Origin of the sequence: Antribacter gilvus, assembly GCF_003946865.1 — a bacterium.
GTDB classification, from domain to species: domain Bacteria; phylum Actinomycetota; class Actinomycetes; order Actinomycetales; family Cellulomonadaceae; genus Antribacter; species Antribacter gilvus.
In genome coordinates this window covers 1-21934 of sequence record NZ_QXTH01000013.1, presented here as the reverse complement: position 1 = coordinate 21934, position 21934 = coordinate 1, and the positions used below count along the sequence as shown (strand labels likewise).

Genomic DNA, 21934 nt, shown 5'->3' with positions numbered 1-21934 from the left:
AGGTTCCGCCGGACGAAGGCACTATCTCGGCGTGGGAGCCCGGGACTGACTCAGAGCTCGATCGTGTACATCCGCTGGCCGTCGTCCTTGGTGAAGCCGAGCCGCTCGTACAGGCCGTAGGCGCCGGTCGGGTTCTCGGTGTCGACGCTCAGCTCAGCACGGTCCATGCCGTCGGCGGCGAAGACGCGCATCGCGTGGGCGAGGACCGCCGGGCCGATGCCGCGCCCGCGGTAGTCGCGGCGCACGCCCAGCAGGTGCGTGTACCCGGCGGAGTAGCCCTGGACCTCCCAGTCCTGCTCGTACCGCTCGCCCCAGTGGTAGCCGACGACGAACGGCGCGCCGTCCTCCGTCGTCACGGACGGGTCGACGACGGCGAACGTCCAGGCCGGCGCGAACATGGCGCGGTTCGCCGTCCACGTCTCGGGCGTGGACGGCTGGGAGCCCCAGTGGTCGCGGAACGCGTCGTTGTGGGCGAGGCGGACGGCCTCGTCGAGCTCGTCGGAGAAGGGGACGAGGCGCAGCGCGGGGTCGAGCGGCATCTCCGGGACGGGCGCCGACAGGTCGCGCGTGAGTGTGGACCAGAACCGGATCGCCGTGAGGCCCGACCGCTCGAGCAGGTGGTGCTGCGCCGCCGGAGCCTCGTCGCGGACGTAGGCGAGGATGCGGCCCGGCAGCCCCTGCTGGGGCGCCGCGGCAACGAGCTGCCGCGCGCGGGCCAGCGACCACGCGAGCACCTCCCGGCCGATGCCGCGCCCGCGCCACTCGGGGTGCACGCCGCCCTCGACGATGGCCCGCACGAGCGTCTCGCCGTCCGGCGGCAGGGTCACCGCCGCCCACGCCCGGGGCGTGCCGTCGGCGTCCAGGCCGACGGCGGTGTCGGCGTCGAGGTCGAGCCAGGGCTTGGCCAGGTCCTCGACGAGCTCCTCGAGGCTGAAGCGCCACGGCTGGCCGTCGGCCTCCTCGATCGCGTTGATGAGGCCGATGAGCGTGGGGGCGTCGTCGAGGGTCTGGGCGCGCCAGGTGAGACCGGCCGCGGTCGGGAGGGGCGCCTGGGCGGGCGCGTGCGCGCGCTCGGCGATCGGGGCGAGGTCTACGGGAGGCATGCCGATCACGGTAGGCGAGCGACCGGCGTCGGGCACACGGAATTTGTGCGCAAGGCGCACCTGACCGCCCGCCGACGGTCCGGTCGGCGGACCCGGCCGACCTCGGAACGGCTGCGCGGTTACGCTTCCGAGGTGACCAGCTCCGCTCCCCAGACCACTCCGGACTTCACCCTCGACGACGCGCGCGCCACGGCCCTCGCCGAAGCGCTGCGCAGCCGGGTGGTGGTGGCCGACGGTGCCATGGGCACCATGATCCAGGACCAGGAGCCCACCCTCGACGACTTCGAGGGGCACGAGGGCTGCAACGAGATCCTCAACGTGTCGCGGCCCGACATCATCGCGAGCGTGCACGACGCCTATCTCGAGGTGGGTGTGGACGCGATCGAGACGAACACGTTCGGCGCCAACTGGTCCAACCTGTCCGACTACGGGATCGACGACCGGATCCGGGAGCTCGCCCGCGCGGGTGCCGCCATCGCCCGCGAGCGGGCCGACGCGTTCAGCACGCCCGACCACCCCCGATGGGTGCTGGGCTCGATGGGCCCGGGCACCAAGCTGCCGTCGCTGGGCCACGTGCCCTACGCGCACCTGCGCGACACGTTCCAGGAGCAGGCCGTCGGCCTCCTGGAGGGCGGCATCGACGCCGTGCTCGTCGAGACCAGCCAGGACCTGCTGCAGGCGAAGGCCGCGGTGACGGGCTCGCGGGCGGCGATGGCCGCCGTCGGGCGCAGCGTGCCGGTGATCGTGTCCGTGACCGTCGAGACCACGGGGACCATGCTCATGGGCTCCGAGATCGGCGCGGCGCTCACGACGCTGCAGGCGCTGGGCGTGGACGCGATCGGCCTCAACTGCGCCACCGGCCCGGACCAGATGAGCGAGCACCTGCGCCACCTCGCCAACCACGCCGAGATCCCCGTCACCTGCATGCCCAACGCGGGGCTGCCGGTGCTGGGACCCAAGGGGGCGTCGTACCCGCTGACGCCCGAGGAGCTGGCGACGTGGCACGCGCAGTTCGCGGGCGAGTTCGGGCTCGGGCTCGTGGGCGGCTGCTGCGGCACCACGCCCGAGCACCTGCGGCTCGTGGTCGACGCGGTGCGCGGCCGGCCCGTCGCCGAGCGCAAGCCGGTGCGGGAGAACGGCGTGGCCTCCCTCTACTCGCACACGGACCTGCACCAGGACGCGTCGGTGCTGGCCATCGGCGAGCGCACCAACGCGAACGGCTCCCGGGCGTTCCGCGACGCGCTGCTGGAGGGCCGCTGGGACGACATCGTCGACATCGCCCGCGGCCAGACCCGCGACGGCGCGCACCTGCTCGACGTCTGCGTCGACTACGTAGGGCGCGACGGCGTGGCCGACGTGCGCGAGGTGGTGTCGCGGCTCGCGTCCGCGTCCACCCTGCCGCTCGTCATCGACTCGACCGAGCCCGCGGTGATCCAGGCCGGCCTGGAGCTGGTGGGCGGCCGGGCCGTGGTGAACTCGGTGAACTTCGAGGACGGCGACGGGCCGACGTCGAGGTTCGGGCGGATCATGCCGCTCGTGATGGAGCACGGCGCCGCCGTGGTGGCGCTGACCATCGACGAGGAGGGGCAGGCGCGCACCGCCGAGGGCAAGGTCGCGATCGCGACGCGGCTCATCGAGCAGCTCGTGAACGACTGGGGCATGCGGGTGGACGACATCATCGTCGACGCCCTCACCTTCCCGATCGCGACCGGCCAGGAGGAGACGCGGCGCGACGCGATCGAGACCATCGAGGCGATCCGCGAGATCCGGCGCCGCTACCCCGAGGTGCACACCACGCTCGGCGTCTCCAACGTGTCGTTCGGCCTCAACCCGGCCGCGCGCACCGTGCTCAACTCGGTGTTCCTGCACGAGGCCGTGCAGGCGGGGCTGGACTCCGCGATCGTGCACGCGGCGAAGATCCTGCCGCTGTCGTCCATCTCGGACGAGCAGCGCGAGGCCGCGCTCGACCTGGTCTGGGACCGCCGACGGTACGACGACGAGGGCAACCTCGTGCACGACCCCCTCTCCCACCTGCTCGACCTCTTCGAGGGCGTGGACTCCGCCGCCCTGCGCGACGCCCGTGCCGCCGAGCTGGCCGAGCTGCCCGTGGGCGAGCGCCTCGCGCGCCGCATCATCGACGGCAACCGCAAGGGCCTGGAGCCCGACATCGACGAGGCGCTCGCCTCGGGACTGCCCGCCCTGCAGATCGTGAACGACCACCTGCTCGAGGGCATGAAGGTGGTGGGCGAGCTGTTCGGGTCGGGGCAGATGCAGCTGCCGTTCGTGCTGCAGTCGGCCGAGGTGATGAAGACCGCCGTGGCGCTGCTGGAGCCGCACATGGAGCGTGTCGAGGGCGAGGGGACGAAGGGCACGATCGTGCTCGCGACGGTGCGCGGCGACGTGCACGACATCGGCAAGAACCTCGTGGACATCATCCTCACCAACAACGGCTACACGGTGGTGAACATCGGCATCAAGCAGCCGATCAGCGCCATGATCGCGGCGGCGGAGGAGCACGATGCCGATGTGATCGGGATGTCCGGGCTGCTCGTGAAGTCGACCGTGGTGATGCGGGAGAACCTGGAGGAGCTGACGTCCCGGGGCTTTGCCGGGAGGTGGCCCGTGCTGCTGGGTGGGGCCGCCCTGACGCGGACGTACGTGGAGGACGACCTGGCCTCCGCGTTCCCCGGCGTGGTGCGGTACGCGCGGGACGCGTTCGAGGGGCTGCGGCTCATGGAGCCGCTGGTCCGGGTGGCGCGCGGGGCCTCTGCTGAGGAGGTGGGGCTGCCGCCGCTGAAGAAGCGCCGGCACGCCGTGGTGACCGTGACGCAGACCGCTGAGGAGGACCTGCCCGCCCGGTCCGACGTGGCCGCCGACAACCCCGTGCCCGAGCCGCCGTTCTGGGGCACGCGCATCGTCAAGGGCCTCCAGCTTGCCGACTACGCCGCGTTCCTCGACGAGCGCGCCACCTTCATGGGGCAGTGGGGGCTGAAGCCGGGGCGGGGATCTGATGGTTTGTCGTATGAAGAGCTGGTCGAGAGCGAGGGCCGGCCGCGCCTCAAGGAGTGGCTGGACCGCATCCGGACCGAGCACATCCTCGACCCGTCGGTGATCTACGGGTACTTCCCCGTGTGGTCGGAGGGCGACGACGTGGTGGTCGCCCACCATTCGGGGCCCGACGGCGGCTCCGGTGGTCCTGTTGGTACCGAGCGGCTGCGGTTCACGTTCCCGCGGCAGCGCCGCGACCGGCACCTGTGCCTGGCGGACTTCGTGAAGCCGCGCTCCTTTGTTGAGGAGACGGGGCGGTTCGACGTGCTGCCGGTGCAGCTCGTCACCGTCGGCGACACCGTGTCCGCGCACACCGCGAAGCTGTTCGAGGCGAACAAGTACCGCGAGTACATGGAGCTGCACGGGCTGTCGGTGCAGCTCACCGAGGCGCTCGCCGAGATGTGGCACACCCGGGTGCGGTCGGAGCTGGGGTTCGCAGACGAGGATCCGGAGGACGTGGACGGGATGTTCAAGCTCGAGTACCGCGGCGCGCGGTTCTCGCTCGGGTACCCGGCGTGTCCCGAGATGGAGGACCGGCACAAGGTCGTGGAGCTGCTGCGGCCCGGGCGGGTCGGGGTGGTGCTCAGCGAGGAGCTGCAGCTGCACCCGGAGCAGTCGACGGATGCGTTTGTGTTTCACCACCCGGAGGCGAAGTATTTCTCCGTGTGACTTCCGGGGGGCGGGGCCTCGACGTTAGCGGGTCAGGCGGTCGCGAGGATACGTAGCGCGTCGCCCTGCAGACGCCGTGTCTGCCATTCGTCCATCGAGATCGAACCGAGCGCCTCGTAGAACGCGATGGCCGGTTCGTTCCAGGTGAGGACGGTCCATTCCAGGCGGGTCCAGCCACGCTCGACGCAGATCTGGGCGAGGCGTGTGAGCAGGGCCTTGCCCGTACCTGCACCCCGGTTGGCCGGGTCCACGAAGAGGTCTTCCAGCCAGATCCCGTTGCGCCCGGTCCAGGTGGAGAACGTCACGAACCACACAGCCATACCGACGACGGCGCCGTCGTCCTCCACGATCAGCGCGTACGTGGTCGGGGTTCCGTCTTGAGGGAACAACGCCCGCGCGAAGTCGTCGATGGTGGCCTCGACGGCATCCGGCTCGCGCTCGTACTCGGCGAGCGCGTGGACGAGACGCAGGATCTCGGGAAGGTCGGCAGGGGCGGCGTCACGGATCAGGATGCTCACCAGACCGAGGGTAGGGCCTGTCCGGGTTCGCTGGCGGGAATCGGAAGTCGGGCGTTGGAGTGGTGCAACGCCATGGTGAGCGGAATCGAAGCCCCGACGAGCTCGCACCTCCGCAACCTTGAGCCCCGTCGGACCGACTGCGGGCGGGATCCCGCGGACCACTCATCCAAGCCAGAGGCACGCCCTCTCAATGGCAACGACTTCGTCGTGAGTGAGCGGCACCAGATGGGAAAGCCGATTCCGCGCGTCTCTAAGGAGGTCGAGAGACGTCGCTCGTCGCTCGTCGCGCCGCGCCACCCGCGCAATCTCGCGAAGCAGTGCGATTTCAGGAACTGACGCCTGAATGTAGTTGGGGTCTCTGTAGACGGGCATCCCGCTCGCCACCTCCCGGTCGAAGCGAGCGGCGCCGAGCTCTTCACGAAGGTGCATCTCCAGGCGGATGCGCTTGGTCTCGATGAACGGCAGAAGGACGCGGGCCTGCGCAGCCCAAACATGGCGCTCCATTGTGCGATCAGCGTCGTCCTCGGCCGTGGGAGCGATACAAACACGTCCGCGCCAGCCGTCGATAGCTCCCACGTTCCATGCGTCCACGAGGCGCGGCGGCGGCCACGCGCCCACTTTCGCCGGCGTCACACCATCGATGGACGCTGCTGCGCAAAGTTCGGCACGCCGCCCGGAACCGGAGGGCAGCGCTCCATCACGAGCCCAGCGCTCCGCCACATTGGTCGCATAGGGAAGATCCCAGCGTGCAAGCTCGACGATCGTCTCCACCCGAATCTCGTCGGCGAGGGTGTCCACATCGAGCCCGCCTTCTACGAGCGCCACATGTGCAACGGTGTCCCACCGCGCTACTCGATTCCAGAACCACCTGGTCACGACGGTGACGTCTCCGTCCGGGTTCAGGGCTGGCGGGAGGTCTCGCGCCTGAGCGATGATGACCAGTCGGATCGAGCCGTCAGCCGTGACGCGCGAGTCATGCGCCAGCCGCTCGAGGAACTGTTGAAGTTCCGGTCTGCGTCGCCCGGAGAGATCGGATGCGTCAAGTACGAAGGTGCGAGCCCTCGGGTTTCCCCAGGCCAGCAGTTCTCGGACCGACACAGGGTGCACATCGAAGTCGTCCGATATGTCGGCACAGGCCTGGTCGACCAAACTTCGATCTGCGCCGACGCCCAGGTGGGCCGCATCGTCCATCACTTCGACGAGTTCGTCGGCTAGCTCGGCCGTGACGTTCTCCGCGCACAGGTACTCCGGAAGCACCGCGACCACGTGTCTACCGCGAGCGACGTTCGCAGCGATGTCAGCGATGTAACCCTTCGGCCCTGGGAGCTTCCAGAGGTTCCCGATCATGGGCGAGTTAATGCCTGCGTTGCCGCGAAGACGAGCGGGTCCAGGCTCCAGCCCTCGGCAGTCTCATCGACAGCGTCGATGCGGACGAGGTCCTCGACGATCGGTGCCGCGTCCTCAACCCCGAGGATCTCGGCGATCTCTGCCAGCCCCCACGGTCCGGGCATATCGATCTCCGTCCACCGCCGTGCCACGTGGAGGTCGATTCCGACCGCCTCGAGGAACGTCTGAGCGCGCTCCAAATCAGCAATTGACTGGCTGACCTCCTGGAGTGCCGCGTTCTTTTGCAGGCCGTCGTTGACGTGCGCGACCGTGGTTTCGACGAACTCGGTCCACCCGCTCGTCGCTTCCCGAAGATCGCGCCGGTCCACCGGCCCGACGAACGGCGTGTCCTGCCAGCACTTGAGTCCCGACTCGCTCCACCGCCGGAGCAAGATCCGGCCCCATCCGTCGAGGATTGACGCGGCGCCCTCGTAGTTCCTTGAGTCGAGAACGACTGTGACCTGAGTACCCACCTCGGCGGGCACGGCCGAGATCACAGCCCGGATCGCCGCGTCGTCGACGTCCTTCGAGGCAAGGTCGATGATGACGTGGCGCTCGCCCTTCTTAGCGAGCTCCTCGGCGACCTCGGAGACGCTACGGATGGCGACGAGGGCGACACCAACATCCTCGGTAGCTCTGGCTACTGCCTGCGCCACACGGTCGATACCGAGCGCCTTGGTACCGATCACAATCTGCTTCTTCGGGGTGCCCGGCAACGGATTCACCAGTGCAGCGAGCTCACCGTCCGACAGTGGTGCACGCAGGTCGTGACCGTCTCGTGCCCTCAAGAGCCGCCTGTTCATCGTCTGGTTGGCCTCGACGTCGACCTCAAGCGACTCACAGTCGGCGAGGTCCGCCTCAAGGTCCTCACGCGTACCGAGGAGGCCGAGGATGGCCTGGTTGCTGAGTCCGTACTCGGCCCGCACGCCAGCACCACTCTCGTAAAGTACTCCGAGGCCGACCATCTCACTGAGGTAGCGACGGTACTCCGGCGCTGAGAGCACGCTCCGGTCGAACCCAGCGGGCCAGTAGACCTCGCAGTCCTCGCGGATCTGGTCGGCGGAGAAGCCCTCACCAGGCACGCCATCGAGCGTCCGGAGTGCGATCACGAGCGCGATGACGAAGTACCGGTTGTCGAGACGAATCGTCCACCGGAACCGTTCCTCGATGCTCGTCCGAACGTCGCGCTTGGCGAAGACATCGTCCACATCGCGGTCTGTGACTGTTACCCGCACACCGTCCTCTGGCGCTCTGTAGCGTTCGAGCATGTGGCGGATCAGCGCCTCGCCCATGATCTGGATCAGGCTTGCCTGATAGTTAGTGACAAGCAGCAGCCGCCACAGGGCTTCATCGCTCTCAAACCGGTAACCGAGCGCGTGCAGTGGGTTGCGTAGGAGATCGGCGGCGTCCGTCGGCTGGAGAGGCCCGACCAAGATCTCGCGGCCGCCGTGTCCCGTCGGGTGGTTGCGCATCCCGTAGAAGCGCTGCACCTGGTGCAGGCCGGCGAAGACGGTCTTGAACCGGCCGGCCGACTCTTGCATCAGCCCCTTCAGCCGCTGGAGTGCGGGGAACGGCTCGCCCGTGCCGTGGCTCGACAGCGAGTCGGCCGTGAGGAACGCGTCCGACTCGTCGAGGAGAAGCAGCAGCTGGCGGCCGGTGTCGCCAGAGAGCCAGGCGGAGATCGCCCGGACTGTCGTTTCAGCCGTCCACCTGGTGGAGGCCGTTGCGATGCCGTCATCGACCAGCCGACGGCCTAGCACGGGCCAGAGGTTGTCCGGGACCCCCGCTACACCCTCAGCGTTCAGGTCCAGATAGATCGCAAGGGGCGCGCTGTCGTTGCCTTCGTCACCCTGCCGTGTGCGCTCGGCGCGCCAGCGCCGCTCGACCTTGCGTAGCAGCGCGGACTTTCCGAGCTGACGCCCGCCGTAGACGAACATCGGTCCGGTTGGATCAATGATGTCAGCCTGCTCCTGCTCGCGGCCGACGAACATCTCGTCAGGTACCTCGCCACGTGCGAACGGCGTGAACGGGTTCACAGCCGTGAATGGCAGCGTTACCCGCTGCGTGATGCGCCACCCTTGCTCGGAGCGGGTCGTGAGCCACGCGACGACCGCGTCATCGATCACGAGCGGGGACATGCGCTGGGCCGCGCACGCGCGGCGCAGCAGGCGGCGCTGCTCAACAGGGAGCGTGCCGAAGTACAGGATGACGTTGGCGCGGGTGCTCCACGCAGGTTCGAGGGTCTCCAGGACCCGCTTGGCCGATGGCGCGTCCCAGATGACTGTGACATAGAACCGGCCGTTGGTCTGTGTTCCGAACTCGGGCACGTACGACCGGTCGATCGGTGTCGCCGCGACCTCCCACGTCGCGACGCCGGCGTTCTTGCGCTTGGTGATATCGCGCGGCTGGGTGTTCGGTCGCGGGACGAGTCCGATCATCCGGAGCACCTGAGACAGATAGTCGTCCGTTGAGCTTGACCCGCGCCCCCGCTTCTGCGCGCCCAGGGCTTCCCACGCGCGCAGGCCACGCTCGAGCACGGGCGTCGCAGGCTCGCCGCCAGTGCCGAGCGCTCTCCGCACCACTCGCACCGTGTCGGTCCCGGGTGCCGTGGCCTTCTCAGCAAGCTGGACGACTCGCGGGTAGAACTCGGCGAAGTCGTCACCCCCGAGCGCTGGCACCTCGGGAAGCGGCCTGCCGGTCATGTATCGGCTGATGAACTCCAGCGCGAGTGGCTCGTTGTCGCTCGCAAGGAGAGCCTCGATTCGGCCACGCGCTTCCTCGTCGCCAACCTCAGCGAGCTGGGTCCGCAGGTTACGTCGAATCTCCTCGAGCCTGGACTCGGCCTCCGCGGCGATCGTGCGGATCGCCTCAAGGGCGAGATCAGACCTTCTGTTCTCGGGCTCGGTCCGAAACTTGCCGAGACGTGCGAGCAACTGGCGCGCGCGGTCGTCGTCGTTGAGCGAGCGCAGACGACCGATGGTGCGGTCGACGTCATCAATCGCTTGCCGGCGACGACTCTGCAGGTCAACCCGGGCCCTCGCGGCGACCTCCTCGGCCGCCGCGTCTAGCGTGACATTCATTCGGACTCGGAAGGCGGCGGACGCCGCATCGTTGCCCAGCCGCGCATACCCGACGATGATGTCGGCTGGATTCCGGCCAGCGATCAGAGTCTTGAGGTCCTTACGGGTTGGCCCGTGGATCGGGTGCCCGTCAGCGTCCCGAGGGATCTCGTAGATCGGATCCATCTCGTTCTCGATTAGAACGCGGACCGGCACGTCAGCGCCGCCCCGCGCGGGCGACGGGTTCAACAGCCATTGGACGATGCGGTCCAGCGCGGCGTCACCGACCAGCTCGTTCGGCGTCTGCGAGTAGGCGTTCAACGCAGCCATCAGCCTGTTCGTCGACGCCTGTCCAGCACCGCGAGGCGGTATCGAAGTACGGGCTGCCAGGCCAAGCGCGTCGTCCAGCGTGTCGGCGACGGTGTCGAGGAGGTCCCGAAGGCGCCGCTGGGCGGCGTGCTTGATCGGCTCCCGGTGCTTCTGCGGCGTGTGCACAACGCGGTCAGCGTCAGCAACCATCCGCTCAGTCCGACCCGGATCCCGCAGTTCGTCCCGGAGTGATCGGATCTCCGCCCAGTCCTGCGGGCGAGCACCAGCCTCGTCAGCGGCTGCCTTGGCACCACGGGCCACAGCCGAAAGGCCGCGGCCGAGCTCGTTCTCGTCACGGACGAGATGCCGCAAGATCCTCGCTGCGCGCTGGTAGTTGATGACGTTGGGGCTGCCAAGCTGCTGTCGAAGCTCCTCAGCACGGGCGGCAAGCGCCGCCCAGTCATCGGGAGTAACGAACGCGTCGTCGGAGAGTTGCTGGTGGCGGTACTCGGTCTTGGCGAGCATCGCCACCTCGCCCATGACCTGCTCCGCCGGATGATCGGTGACCCTTGCCCGGATCACCAGGTCGTCCAGCGGCCCAAACGGGGAGAACCCGAAGGTCATCGCGATTCGGGCTACCGCCGCCAGGAAGACCCTCGCGCCGTCCGGGTCAAGCGCGTCCCGCTGGTCCGGCGTCAGGTCAAGGGACGCGAGATCACCGTCAAGAAGCGTCGCATCCGAGCACTGGAACGCGCCCGTGAAGAGGCGGAGCGCGGCAGCCTTCTCGGGCTCCACGCCCTCCGCCTCGGCGACGAGCGCGGCCAGGGCGTCCCTGCCCTGCATGATGAGTGAGGCGATCGTGCCGTCGTCCCAGGGACTCAGAGCGGCCGGGTCAGCCTCCGCACCGCTGGCTTCAAGGCGGGCGCGGGTAGGTGTCTCAACAGCGCCGTCACCCGGGTCCTGCCTCGGCTCCGTCGCGAAGTCCGCCTCGGCCTCAAGTGCGGGATCCGGTTCCGGTTCCGGCCCGGGCTGCGACTCGCGCACGACTTGTCCCTCGGGCTCCGAAGCCGGCACGGGTCCAACTGCGGGCGCCGTCACGTCCTCGGGTCCTGGCGCGTCTTGCGCAAGCGCCTGGTCTTCCTGAGCATCCACGCGGTCGTCAATCGGACGCTGGGTCTCGGGGAGTGCCTCACCACTTGCTTCGGCAACACGCGCGATGAGGTCCTCAACCCTCTCGAAGCCGGAGCCTCGCAGCAGGTTATCCGCGAAATTCGACTTGCCCGAGTCCTCGAACGAACGCACAGCCTCGAGAAGCTCCCGGAGTTCAGTCAGCTCGACGTCCCGCCGCGCAGCCTCCTCACGTCGAACCTCGGCATCCCTGCGAAGGACTGCCGCGACGTCCGTAAGGCTTCCCCCGTCTGGCAGGAAGGCGGACGCACTGTTCACCCACTCAATAGTTCGGGCAAGGACGGTCGACATCGCAAGGTCGACAGTTGCGGCCGCAACGTCACCCGCAACCGTGGCAAGCGACGTTCCGACCTGCGGGGCATCTGTGATGAGGGTCTCGAGCACCTCCAGAGTCGCATCGGCGTCGTCCCACGCGGCATAGACGACTTCCGACACGGGACTGCTCGGGGCAGCTGCGGACTCGGCTCCGGTGGCCCGTTCCCCGGCGTCGGACATGGTGCATGGCACAAGCGCACGCACGGACTCAAGCGTCGCAGGCTCGTCGGGCAAGCTCTCACAGCCCGCGGCGAGGCTCGCGTACGCCATGCGCGCGGGCGCGTCATCGGCGGCGAGCAGTGCGATTGCGAGGAGAGCATTCGACGCCTGCGATGCACAGGCAGCACGAATCAGGGAGAGGCGGTGCTGAAAGCGCTCAGGTTCGTAGGTCACGAGCACGTCGAGGAGCTCTTGCTCGTCGGCAGTTGGCACCAGATCGGTTGAGGGCATGGCACCGAGAAGCACAAGGGCGGTGCTACGCCCGAGCTGGGTGACAGGGGCCCCGTAACGAGTCACTGCATCCAACATACGATCGCCCGCTGCCCCACCTCGGACGAGTACATCGAGAATCCGTCCGGAAAGCTGTCGCGACAGCTTCGATCCACGCGCTAGGTTCAGCGCTTGAAGGACGTGATCCTTGAAGTGTGAGTCGAGGCGCGCGACCTCGGTCCACAACTCCTCCTTCGACACGCCGTCGAGTGCTCGCGCAACCGCAGCGTGGACGTCAAAGGCGTTCCTGATCTGGTCCCGTGATGGCAGCCGATCCGTCACCTCGGCATCGTCGTCGCGCACGACCCCGTCGTGGTGCACTGGCGCTCTCCCGTCCACGGTGACCTGGCTGTCGGGACATCCGTCGCTGACGCACGGCCATGGAATTGCGCACAGCGTCTGAGCCGCTTTCCGCTGGTCAGGGTCCGGTGAATGTCCGCGCACGACGATACGCGCATCGGCCGAGGCAACTGCCGGACAGCCAACCCATTGTCCCCTTTTCACCCGCATGCTTCACCCGGGACTGCCACCCGCTCCGAGTCGCCCTGACAGGCTGAGTAGGCAGGGGATCGGCCGCCGGCACCGCCCGCACTGCTCACCCACCTTCGGCGCCCGACGCTCGGGCGAGAAGTACCTCGTCGTCGGGCTCGATCAGCGCGGCTGCGGGCGTTCGCGCCCGCTCGTGTCGGACCACCCCGAGACGCTGGCCACCAACACGACCCAGGCTCAGATCGACGACCTCGAGGCGCTGCGCGAGCATCTCGGCGTCGAACGGTGGCTCGTCACCGGCGCCTCGTGGGGTTCGACCCTTGCCCTCGCCTACGCCCAGGCGCACCCCGAACGGGTGAGCGAGATCGCGCTGTTCGCCGTCACGACCACGAGCCGGACCGAGGTGGACTGGATCACCGAGCACGTCGGGCGCATCTTCCCCGAAGCCTGGGACAGGTTCGCTGCTACCGTCGAACGGCACGACGGCGAACGCGTCGTCGACGCCTACGCCCGCGTGCTGCGCAACGGGACCCGCGCCGAGCGGGAACGCGCAGCCGCCGCGTGGGGGGACTGGGAGACCACGCACGTGTCTCTCGATCTCGCGCGGGAGCCGGGACCCTTGTTCACCGACCCGCAACGCCTGCTGGACTTCGCGACCCTCGTGGCGCACTACTGGTCGAACGACGCGTTCCTCGGCCCCCACGGCATCCTCGACCGCATGGACCGGCTCGCCCGGCTGCCTGCTGTCCTGCTCCACGGTCGTCGTGACGTCAGCGGTCCGGCGGTGACCGCGTGGCAGGTGCACCAGGCCTGGCCCGCGAGCCGCCTGACGATCGTCGAGGACGAGGGGCACGGCGGCCCCACGACCGTCCGCCTGATGGTCGAGGCCATCGACGGCTTCGCCTGACCGCTCACCCCACGAACGGGCACGTCACCGCGCCCGGCCCGGCGCATAGTGTCCGTCCGTGCCTGTCGACGCGGAGTCCTCGCCCCTGACCCGCGCCCGCTGGTCGCTCATGGTGATTTTTCTGCCCAGGTCAAGCGCATCCTGGCTGGTCAGAGCCGCGAGCGGTTCTCCGGGGTCCGGTATTCAGCGGCTCGCCCAGCCCTCGGGGCGTGTCACTGGACGGTCTTCCACGACCGGTGCAACCGGTCGTCCGGCGTACTGGGTCGACATCACGATGTGGGTTCGCATGTCGCCGTGCTGACCGAGCCGCTCCACGAGCCCTTCGAAGTGGCGCAGGGAGGCCGCCCTCACCTTGAGCATCGTGCAGAACTCTCCGGAGAGCTTGTGAACCTCGATGATCTCCGGGTAGTCCTCGGCCGAGGTGGTGCGGAGGAGACAGTCGGAGGGCCGGCACCTCAGCTGTAGGAAGGCAAGGATCGGTAGGCCCGCGGCGGCCGCGTCGACCTGGGCGCCGTATCCGGTGATGACGCCGGAGGCTTCCAGCCGTCGTACTCGTTCGGCCACCGCGGGTGCCGACATGTGGATGCGGCGCCCGAGTTCCTTGAACGAGAGTCGGCCGTCGCTCTGCAGCTCGGAGAGGATCAGCCAGTCGGTTTCGTCGAGATCGGTCGGCGAAAGGGTCATCGCGACGTCTACTTTCCGATCAGAAGGCGGGAGGGGCTCAACGGCATTCATAGCCCATTCCATACGGACATTTGCCTCTCTACCGTAGTCCTCATGTTGCAACGCGGGCACCCTCCGACGGTGGCTCTCTTCGGCGCGGTGGCCCTCGGAGCGACCGCGCAATCGCTGGCCGGTGCGGCGGGCAGCCTGCTTGCCGAAGAGGTGAGCGGCTCCGCCGTGCTGGCTGGAGCTCCCCAGACGATGCTCGTCATCGGGGCGGCGGCCTCGGTCCTGCCCCTGGCGAGGCTGGCCGCACGCGCCGGGCGGGCGGCGTCGCTCACCGGGGGGTGTGTCGTCGGGGCGCTCGGCTGTGCCGTGGTCGTCGGCGCGGTTGCCACGCCGCTGGGTGCCGTGCCGGCTCTGGCCCTCGTCGGTGTGCTGCTCGGCAGCCTGCTGCTGGGTGCCGGCAACACGGCGGTGATGCTCGCGCGGTACGCCGGCCAGCAGCTTCGCCCGGACCTCGACCAGGCACGTGCCGTGGCCAGGGTCCTCGCGGTCGCGACCATCGGCGCCGTCCTGGGACCGAACCTGTTGGCGCCCGCCGCTCGACTGACCCCGCTGCTCGCGGCTGGCGATGGGGTGGCGCCGGTGACGGGGGCCTACGCGATAAGTGGGACGGCCTACGTCTTGGCGGGCATCGCCGCTTGGCGGACGCGTCGGTCGCTTCCACCGGACCGACACCGGAAGCCCCGCTCGCCACGGTCGCGCCGACCCGACCGGACCTCCTTCTGCGGATTGATGACCCTGGCTCTCTCCAACCTGGTCATGGTCGGAGTGATGACGATGGCGCCGATCCAGATGCACCACCACGGGGCGAGCCTGGGGGCGATCGGCGCCGTGGTCAGCGCCCACATCACAGCCATGTTCGCTCCCAGCCCGGTCAGTGGCTGGCTGGCAACGAGGCTGGGGGCCGGCAACACCGGGTTGATCGCCGGAGCCGTGCTGGTCGCGGCCTGCGTGTCGGCGGCCTTGCTCACCGACGGACCGGCGCTGGGCGTTGCGATGGTCGGCCTGGGAGTGGGATGGAACCTCGGGTTGGTCTCCGGCAGCGCCCTGCTCACGCACGGAGTCCCCGCGCCGTCGCGGCCACACCGGGAGGGCGTGGGAGAGATCGCCGCCGGCGTGGCGGCCGTCGTTGGCGGGCTCGGCGCCAGCGCCGTGTCGGGGACCGCCGGCTATCCGGCGCTCGCCGTCGCCGGCGCCGCCGTGAGTCTCATGATCGGGGGCGTCCTCGTGGCGTCCCGGATCCCGCTCGGCCCTGGTTCCACACCCGACCAGCGCCTCGCCGTGTCCATCTGAGCCGACCACTGGGTGCCGTCATCGCCGATCGTTTCGTGAAGGAGTAGGCAGCATGAACAGGGACTGGACCGGGCTGGTCCCTGATCCCGAGCATCGGCAGGTCGCCAAGATCCTGCGCCTCACCCACCTCAGCTCGAAGATCGCCTCCATCGGCCCCACTGGGTGGTGCGGTAGCTTGACGATCCTCTCATCGTGCCTACCAGGCCAAACGGTGAACCCCGAAGAGCTGCGTCATCTCTCGTTCGCGTGCCGATCCCGTGCACGCATGCTGCCTGGAAGATGGCCATGCGCCCTGGTAGAGGCCGTCGAGGCAGTCGACGAGCGCTTGTCTGGAGGTTGCTGCGTGCCAGCCGCCCCCGAGCCTCTCGAAGTGGTCGAACGCTTCGATCCCGGCCCGGCAGAATGCTTCGAATAACGTGTGCTTGTCCGCCACGGCCCGGCGGCGGTCCTCGCCGCTTCCCGCAATGAGGACGACCATGTCGTCGGCCTGGTGCGCCAGTCCGACCGGGATCGGTTGACCGGGGTAGGACATGGTGCTGTACGCCCAGCCCTGATTTAGCGAGCCGATCAGTCCGGCGAGAAGCAGCCAGAGGTTCTCGACGTCGTCCCACCACTCGCGTGAGATCAGCGTGCGGCCGTTGACGACCAGCTCGACGCTGCCGCCTTGGTGGGGGTTCCAGTGGCGAGGCGGACGGGCCTCCGCGATCGGTGTCAGGTGACCCTGGCCGGATGGCAGGAAGGTCCGCATCTCGACGCTGCCGAGCCACGGCCGCTGCGGGCTACGCGGGCTCATGGTGTCGACCAGTCATGGTGTGCCCTCGACTCGCAGTCCGTCCGGGTAAGGGCCGGTCGTCACGGGCTGGAAGCTCAGGTGCCTGACGGCAGCGCGGAAGGCCTGGTCGAACTCCTGACGGGTCACGGGGATGACTGCCGGGTCGTGCTGATGCGGGGTGCAGATGCCTTCTGCGAGCACACCGTAGGACGCCTCGTAAACCTGAACCCGAGCACCCCGGCACGCTGGAAGGCCTTCTCCAGATCGGCTCGGACCGCGGCGGTGACCGGAGCGCCGTTCCGGAAGACGGCATGCCGGACGGCATACCCCTCGCCGTCGAGCTCAAGCCAGTGCCACTCGTCCTCCTCGTCCCAGTAGCCACGAACCCGGACCACCGACGAGCCAGCGCTGCCGATCGTCATCCTGAACCCCACTCCAGTTCCGCGCATCCGCTGCTGAACGAGGTCATGCCTTGCCCAGGCTCTGCATCCAGGCGGCGATCTGCTCGATACCGGCGGCGGTCAGTCCGACGGCGGGCTCGACCCGGAACGCCAGGGCCGGTCCGGGGTGCTCAAGCTCGATCCACCAGCGGTCCATCTCGCTGATGTCGTCGTCGACCCAGATGAAAGGGCGGCCCGCCGCCTCCCGGACCAGGGCCCGAGTCTTCCAGCCCAGTCCGTCCGGATCACCGTCGCCGTAATCCGGCAGGTCGGCCACCGGCAACACGGGGAGCCCAGCGCGCGTTGCGACGACGTCGTTCGCGTCGCCCATCCACGCCGTCGCCCACACCACATCACAGTGCAAGGCCATCAGCAGCGGCCCGAGAGTCGGATCGATCAGGTCCAGCTCGGGACGCGCCGTCTCGGACGGGTCGTACTTGCACGGCAGCGGAAGCATCCCCGTGCCACCGAACGGAAGCAACGTCCCGTCGACGTCGAGAAACAGCAGCGGGCGCTCGGCGTCGGTCACGCCCGAACGATAGCGCCCGGCTCTCCGTGCGGGACTCTCTCCCAGACGATGGCAGGCCACGATCAACACGCACGACCCGAACCCAGAGGGGCAGGACAGGTCTCCATGGCCCATTTCTGTCTTGCAGTCCTGCGCAGGGGCCTGGCGGACCTCAGCCGTCAAACCAGTCCGCAGCGAACCGTTCCTGAAACGCCGCGGCGGCCTGCGAGCTCCGTGCCGAGTACATGACAAGCCCACCGGCGGACATCACGACGACGTCATCCAGGAGGATCCAGTCGGCCTGCCCGGCCCCGTTTCGGCGCGACAGCCGACCAACTCGCCGCGGTCCGTCCGAAAGATCCCCCGCTCTCGGGGTGGTGCGGCAGACCAGGCAGGTGGACCGTGGAACGATGGAACCCAGCATGGGCTCGGCTTCAGCCGATGCGGTCGCCCAACGCCTCGTCGGCGCTGTCCTCGGCACTGTCGACCTGCTGTCGACGTTCCTGGGAGATCGCCTGGGCTGGTACCGCTCACTGGCCGAGGATGGTCCGGCAACGCCGCCCCAGCTAGCCACACGAACCGGCACGGACGCTCGCTACGCCCGCGAATGGCTGGAGCAGCAAGCTGTCACCGGCCTGCTGCACCTCGACTCGGATGGCTCCGCCGACGAACGCGTCTTCAGCATCCCGCCGGGCACCGCAGAGGTGCTGACCAATCAGAACAGCCTCAACTTCTTGGCTCCCATCGGCCGGATGTTCGGCGCGGTCGGTCCCGCACTCCCCCAGTTGCTCGAGGCTTACCGCACCGGTGGCGGAGTGAGCTGGGACGAGCTCGGCGATGACGCACGACAGGGACAGGCGGACGCGAACCGGCCGTGGTTCGAGCACCAGCTGGCCGACGCGCTCACTGGCATCGGGGACCTGCACGCCCTGCTCTCCCGTCCCGGCGTCCGCATCCTCGACGTCGGCTGCGGTGGCGGCTGGTCGAGCATCGCGCTGAGCCGTGCGTACCCCACCGCCACGGTCCACGGGATCGACATCGACCAACCGTCCGTATCGATGGCCACTGACAACGCCCGAGCCGCCGGCGTCTCGGACCAGATTCGGTTCTCCCACGGTGACGCCGCCGACCTTCCGGCCGACCAATACGACGTGGCCTTCGCCTTTGAGTGCGTCCACGACATGCCCCGACCGGTCGAGGTGCTCGCGGCCGTCCGCAAGTCGCTGGCGCCCGGCGCTCCGTTGATCGTGATGGACGAGGCCGTGGCCGACTCGTTCGCTCCGGACGGTGACGAGGTCGAACGCCTGATGTACGGCTTCAGCCTTTTCGTCTGTCTGCCCGACGGTCGCTCCAGCCGTCCGAGCATGGCCACCGGGACGGTGATGCGTCCGTCCCGCCTGCAGGAGTACGCCCAGGCCGCCGGCTTCGAGGAGCTCGAGATCCTGCCGATCGACGACTTCTCGTTCTTCCGCTTCTACCGGATCAGCTGAGAGCGTTCTGATCTGTCCGGTGTCCGCGGGCTCCAGCCCGCACGCGACGCCCGACCGGTCCTGGGATGGACCGGACGTTCGTCGCGGCGGGATGTCGCAATGAGCACTTGAGCCGCTATCGGCGGCTCAGCACGGGGTGCGGCACCACGGTGTACACGTGCGCCGACGCAAGCGCGAGCCATGCCCATCCGATGACGACGCCGATCCAGATCAGTCCGACGGCGCCGGTTCCCGCGCCCGCGAAGAACGTCACGATGGTCAGGATGCCGAGCACGATCGACAGCGTCCCGCGGCGCCGGTCGCCCTGGCGGCGTGCCCATAGCCCGTGGGTGATCGCGGCCGCTCCCAGAGCGGCGAACCCGAGCGCGCCGAACAGCAGATGCAGGATGCCGCTCGTGGTGAAGGTGTCGCCGGCCGACCCGGGTGGGAAGCCAGGCACGGGGTCCGGAGGAAAGATCGCCGAGAGCACCAGGCACAGCCCGTAGACCCCGGTGAGCGCACCGAGCGCGAGTCCACGCCCGGAGCGGATCGCTCGGAGGAACCCGTACGCGGCGGCGAGGGTCATCAGCCCGGAGAGGGCGAGGTTGGCGGTCTGCAACCAGCCGTGCTCTCCGAGCATGAGGTGGCTCAGCGCGTGGCGGCCCAGATCGAACCCGGGCCGGGTCAGCGCAAAAACGAGTCCGACGACGAGGTAGAACGGGCCGGCGACAACACCCCAGCCCAGCAGTGATCGGGTGACTGCCGCGCCGGTGTCGAAGTCGCCGGCCGGTGTCGTCTCGTTCTCAGGCATCTCGTACTCCTCGTTCCGGGGCGCCCCTCTGCAGGGCGCCGTCACCCGGTAGACGAGCAACCACTCTTGCACTCATCGGTGCATTAGTACATCGGCCGGGTTAAGATCCGGCATGCCCCGGCAGCAGCCCGACCCCCGTGTGCTCCGCTCCCGTGCCGCGGTCCTGGACGCGGCGGCGGCCCGATTCGTCGCCCAGGGCTACGCCGCCACCAGCATGGAGGACGTCGCCGCCGGCGCCGGAGTCGCCAAGCGCACCGTGTTCAACGTCTTCGGCGACAAGGAGACCCTGTTCCGCCAGGTCGTGGCCCGCTCCATCGAGGTTGCCGAGGCGCTCGCGGCCGCCCTGGACGAGGAGCTGTCCTCCTACGACGACGTCGCGGAGCTTCCCGCCCTCGCGCGCCGCATGGCGCGGGCCGTCCTCACCGGCCCCGCGGTCCCGACACGCCGCATGCTGATCGCCGAGGCCGACCGGTTCCCCGAGCTCGTCGCCGAGTACCGCCGTCGCGCCCCCGAACGCATGCTCGGCGCGATCGCGCGCCTCCTCGCGCGCCTTGCCGCCACGGGCACGCTCATTGTGTCCGACGCCGACGTCGCCGCGGAGCACTTCGCGTACCTCGTGATGGGCGCCGACCTGGACCGAGGCATGTTCGGGGCGCCCCCGCCATCAGTCCGGCGCGTCGAGCAGCGCGCCACTGCCGGGGCGGAGGCGTTCCTGCGCGCCTACCGCCCGCAAGCCGGATAGGGGGCTCGCCGGGGATCGATCCGCTGTGCGATCGGTCCCTCTGGTTGCCGTCGGCTTGCCGGCGGCCCGCCACGGTCTTTGGCCTGTTTGATCGCGTGCGAGCGGATCGAGAACTCCTCGATCAGGTCCTCGGCCAGGCGCGGAAGTATCGAGAACCACTCACGCCGCTGCTACAGGCGTCGGTCCACAATGTGCGCATGCACTTCTCTGCGTCACGACCGCCTCCTCGCCCACTGAGGATCGCGCTTTTCTGCCTCGCTCTCCTCGCCCTGGCGAGCTTCGTGTACGCGCTGCGGCGCCCGCTCATGATGTCCGCTCCGGCGTGCCTGGCCGGCCGGTGGCACGGATGCTTCGACACCTTCAACGGCGTGATGCTCATGTTGTTGGTCGCCTTGCCGTTGGCCGCCCTGACGGTGTGGGCCCTGGCGCGTCGTCGGCTCGCCGCAGGTGTCACCTCCGCGTGGCGGATGTCGCTGGCCGAGGTGGGCATGGTCTACGGGACCGTACCGCTGGTGTGGTTGACCCTCATGCCAGGCTCCGGTGCGGGCACAGTCCCAGGTCGGTTGAGCGTGGTACCGCTGCAAGACCTGGCGACGATGGGCGCCGGGGGGATCATCGGCAACCTACTGATCTTGGCGGCCCTCGGCTTCTTCACCCCGATGCGGTTCACAGCCCTGGCGTCCCTGCCTCGGATCCTGGCACTCGCGCTGGGCTGTTCGATCCTGATCGAGACGGCACAGTACGTGCTGCGACTGGATCGGGTGTCGTCCGTGGACGACGTGCTGCTCAACACGTCCGGCGCCGTCCTCGGCGCGCTGGCCTCCCGAGTCTGGTGGCGGGCGACAGCGGAAGCGCCGTCGGCTCTAGCTCGACAGGCGCCGGCAGCGACCGGCTGAGCACAACGTTCGGTGAGGTACCGAGGCTCACCACGACGACGGGCGACGGTTCCGTGAGGCCGCCCGCCTCGCGACCGATGACGAGCGGGTGATCTGGCTGACGCAGGTGGCGCGCGCGCTCGGGCTTCAGGAGGCATTCGCGACAGCCCACGCGGTGCTCGACGATCTGACTCCCGGGACACCCGAGGCGGTCGTTCGTACAGGCTTGGAGCGCGGCCGTGTGATCCGGTCCTCCGGGCGACCAGACGAGGCCAGATCGTTCTTCGAAGCCGCGGCAAGGACGGCTCGGGCCGCAGGGCTCGACGCGCTTGCCGTCGACGCCTTGCACATGGTGGCGCTTGTCGTGCAGGACGAACACCGGCTCGACGCCAACCACGCCGCACTCGATCTCGCGCGCTCCTCCACACAACCAGCCGCCCGCGACTGGGACGCTTCAATCCTCAACAACATCGGCATGGTCCACGCCGACGCAGGCAACTGGGACCAGGCACTGGCTGCGTTCGAGGAGGCCCTCGACGCCCGGGAGCGGATCGGTGACGACCGACGCACGCGCGTCGCTAGGTGGATGGTGGCGTGGGCTCTGCGCAACCTCGGACGTCGCGCCGAAGCCCTTGAGATCCAGCAGCGGCTCAAGGCGGAGCACGAAGCGTTAGGCACCAGCGACGAGTACGTCGACGAGGAGATCGCCCTCCTGGCCGACTAGGGCGTGTTTCGGAATGGGTCAGCGTTGGTTGATCCAGTCCAGGAGGTCGCCTGCGATGGTGTTGGGGTCGGCGGCGGTGGTGACGGCGTCG

General features: G+C 68.9%; 16 protein-coding genes. 7 read left to right on the top strand and 9 right to left on the bottom strand.

The window, feature by feature from the left end:
• Positions 1–50 precede the first annotated feature (50 nt).
• Positions 51–1103, bottom strand: a complete 1053-nt coding sequence (locus D1350_RS19615) for a GNAT family N-acetyltransferase (protein WP_125777743.1) — start codon at positions 1101–1103, stop codon at positions 51–53.
• Between the two features lie 132 nt (positions 1104–1235).
• Here D1350_RS19615 and metH point away from each other — a divergent pair, with 132 nt between their 5' ends.
• Positions 1236–4820, top strand: coding sequence for a methionine synthase (gene metH, locus D1350_RS19610; protein WP_125777742.1), 3585 nt, complete (start codon positions 1236–1238; stop codon positions 4818–4820).
• Between the two features lie 32 nt (positions 4821–4852).
• Here metH and D1350_RS19605 read toward each other — a convergent pair whose 3' ends face one another.
• The 3 genes from D1350_RS19605 to D1350_RS19595 all read right to left on the bottom strand — a co-directional run bounded on the left by D1350_RS19605 (position 4853) and on the right by D1350_RS19595 (position 12387).
• The gene (locus D1350_RS19605) at positions 4853–5329 is read right to left on the bottom strand and encodes a GNAT family N-acetyltransferase (RefSeq protein WP_420807828.1); all 477 of its coding nucleotides are present in this window, start codon (positions 5327–5329) and stop codon (positions 4853–4855) included.
• Between the two features lie 171 nt (positions 5330–5500).
• Positions 5501–6685 carry a hypothetical protein gene (locus tag D1350_RS19600; protein ID WP_125777740.1) on the bottom strand — a complete coding sequence of 395 codons (1185 nt, stop codon included), beginning with the start codon at positions 6683–6685 and terminating at the stop codon, positions 5501–5503.
• Entirely contained in the window at positions 6682–12387 is a 5706-nt protein-coding gene (locus D1350_RS19595; RefSeq protein ID WP_125777739.1) for a hypothetical protein, read from the bottom strand. The genes D1350_RS19600 and D1350_RS19595 overlap by 4 nt, the downstream gene beginning before the upstream one ends.
• A 205-nt stretch (positions 12388–12592) precedes the next feature.
• Between D1350_RS19595 and D1350_RS19590 the strand changes: the two genes are divergently transcribed.
• Entirely contained in the window at positions 12593–13480 is an 888-nt protein-coding gene (locus tag D1350_RS19590) for an alpha/beta fold hydrolase (protein WP_125777738.1), read from the top strand.
• Positions 13481–13663: 183 nt separating this feature from the next.
• On the opposite strand, the gene D1350_RS19585 is transcribed toward D1350_RS19590, so the two are convergent.
• Entirely contained in the window at positions 13664–14215 is a 552-nt protein-coding gene (locus tag D1350_RS19585) for an Lrp/AsnC family transcriptional regulator (RefSeq protein ID WP_240644228.1), read from the bottom strand.
• Between the two features lie 69 nt (positions 14216–14284).
• On the opposite strand from D1350_RS19585, the gene D1350_RS19580 reads away from it, so the two are divergent.
• Positions 14285–15502, top strand: a complete 1218-nt coding sequence (locus tag D1350_RS19580) for an MFS transporter (RefSeq protein ID WP_125777736.1) — start codon at positions 14285–14287, stop codon at positions 15500–15502.
• Between the two features lie 196 nt (positions 15503–15698).
• Here the strand turns inward: D1350_RS19580 and D1350_RS19575 are convergent, their stop codons facing one another.
• From D1350_RS19575 to D1350_RS19565, 3 genes are all read right to left on the bottom strand, one after another.
• Positions 15699–16295, bottom strand: a complete 597-nt coding sequence (locus D1350_RS19575; protein ID WP_125777735.1) for a hypothetical protein — start codon at positions 16293–16295, stop codon at positions 15699–15701.
• Between the two features lie 122 nt (positions 16296–16417).
• A complete protein-coding gene (locus D1350_RS19570; RefSeq protein WP_125777734.1) occupies positions 16418–16696 on the bottom strand; it encodes a hypothetical protein in 279 nt (92 codons plus the stop codon).
• 43 nt (positions 16697–16739) lie between these two features.
• Positions 16740–17243 (bottom strand): HAD domain-containing protein, encoded by a 504-nt coding sequence (locus tag D1350_RS19565; protein ID WP_125777733.1) that lies wholly within the window; start codon positions 17241–17243, stop codon positions 16740–16742.
• A gap of 389 nt (positions 17244–17632) precedes the next feature.
• Between D1350_RS19565 and D1350_RS19560 the strand changes: the two genes are divergently transcribed.
• The gene (locus tag D1350_RS19560) at positions 17633–18712 is read left to right on the top strand and encodes a class I SAM-dependent methyltransferase (protein ID WP_125777732.1); all 1080 of its coding nucleotides are present in this window, start codon (positions 17633–17635) and stop codon (positions 18710–18712) included.
• 115 nt (positions 18713–18827) lie between these two features.
• On the opposite strand, the gene D1350_RS19555 is transcribed toward D1350_RS19560, so the two are convergent.
• Positions 18828–19502, bottom strand: a complete 675-nt coding sequence (locus D1350_RS19555; protein ID WP_125777731.1) for a DUF998 domain-containing protein — start codon at positions 19500–19502, stop codon at positions 18828–18830.
• 112 nt (positions 19503–19614) lie between these two features.
• On the opposite strand from D1350_RS19555, the gene D1350_RS19550 reads away from it, so the two are divergent.
• The 3 genes from D1350_RS19550 (at position 19615) to D1350_RS19540 (ending at position 21843) form a co-directional block, all read left to right on the top strand.
• Positions 19615–20244 (top strand): TetR/AcrR family transcriptional regulator, encoded by a 630-nt coding sequence (locus D1350_RS19550; RefSeq protein WP_125777730.1) that lies wholly within the window; start codon positions 19615–19617, stop codon positions 20242–20244.
• A 95-nt stretch (positions 20245–20339) separates the two neighbouring features.
• A complete protein-coding gene (locus D1350_RS19545; protein ID WP_206074611.1) occupies positions 20340–21140 on the top strand; it encodes a VanZ family protein in 801 nt (266 codons plus the stop codon).
• A gap of 88 nt (positions 21141–21228) precedes the next feature.
• Complete coding sequence (locus tag D1350_RS19540; RefSeq protein WP_125777729.1) at positions 21229–21843, top strand: tetratricopeptide repeat protein; 615 nt, start codon at positions 21229–21231, stop codon at positions 21841–21843.
• Positions 21844–21934: the final 91 nt, after the last annotated feature.

Excerpts from the sequence above, each read along its gene's own strand:
- D1350_RS19550 (WP_125777730.1), top strand. The coding sequence starts at position 19,615 with ATGCCCCGGCAGCAGCCCGACCCCCGTGTGCTCCGCTCCCGTGCCGCG.
- D1350_RS19600 (WP_125777740.1), bottom strand. The coding sequence starts at position 6,685 with ATGATCGGGAACCTCTGGAAGCTCCCAGGGCCGAAGGGTTACATCGCT.
- D1350_RS19615 (WP_125777743.1), bottom strand. The coding sequence starts at position 1,103 with ATGCCTCCCGTAGACCTCGCCCCGATCGCCGAGCGCGCGCACGCGCCC.
- D1350_RS19555 (WP_125777731.1), bottom strand. The coding sequence starts at position 19,502 with ATGCCTGAGAACGAGACGACACCGGCCGGCGACTTCGACACCGGCGCG.
- D1350_RS19570 (WP_125777734.1), bottom strand. The coding sequence starts at position 16,696 with ATGACGATCGGCAGCGCTGGCTCGTCGGTGGTCCGGGTTCGTGGCTAC.
- D1350_RS19560 (WP_125777732.1), top strand. The coding sequence starts at position 17,633 with ATGGAACCCAGCATGGGCTCGGCTTCAGCCGATGCGGTCGCCCAACGC.
- D1350_RS19585 (WP_240644228.1), bottom strand. The coding sequence starts at position 14,215 with ATGAATGCCGTTGAGCCCCTCCCGCCTTCTGATCGGAAAGTAGACGTC.
- D1350_RS19590 (WP_125777738.1), top strand. The coding sequence starts at position 12,593 with ATGCTTCACCCGGGACTGCCACCCGCTCCGAGTCGCCCTGACAGGCTG.
- D1350_RS19575 (WP_125777735.1), bottom strand. The coding sequence starts at position 16,295 with ATGAGCCCGCGTAGCCCGCAGCGGCCGTGGCTCGGCAGCGTCGAGATG.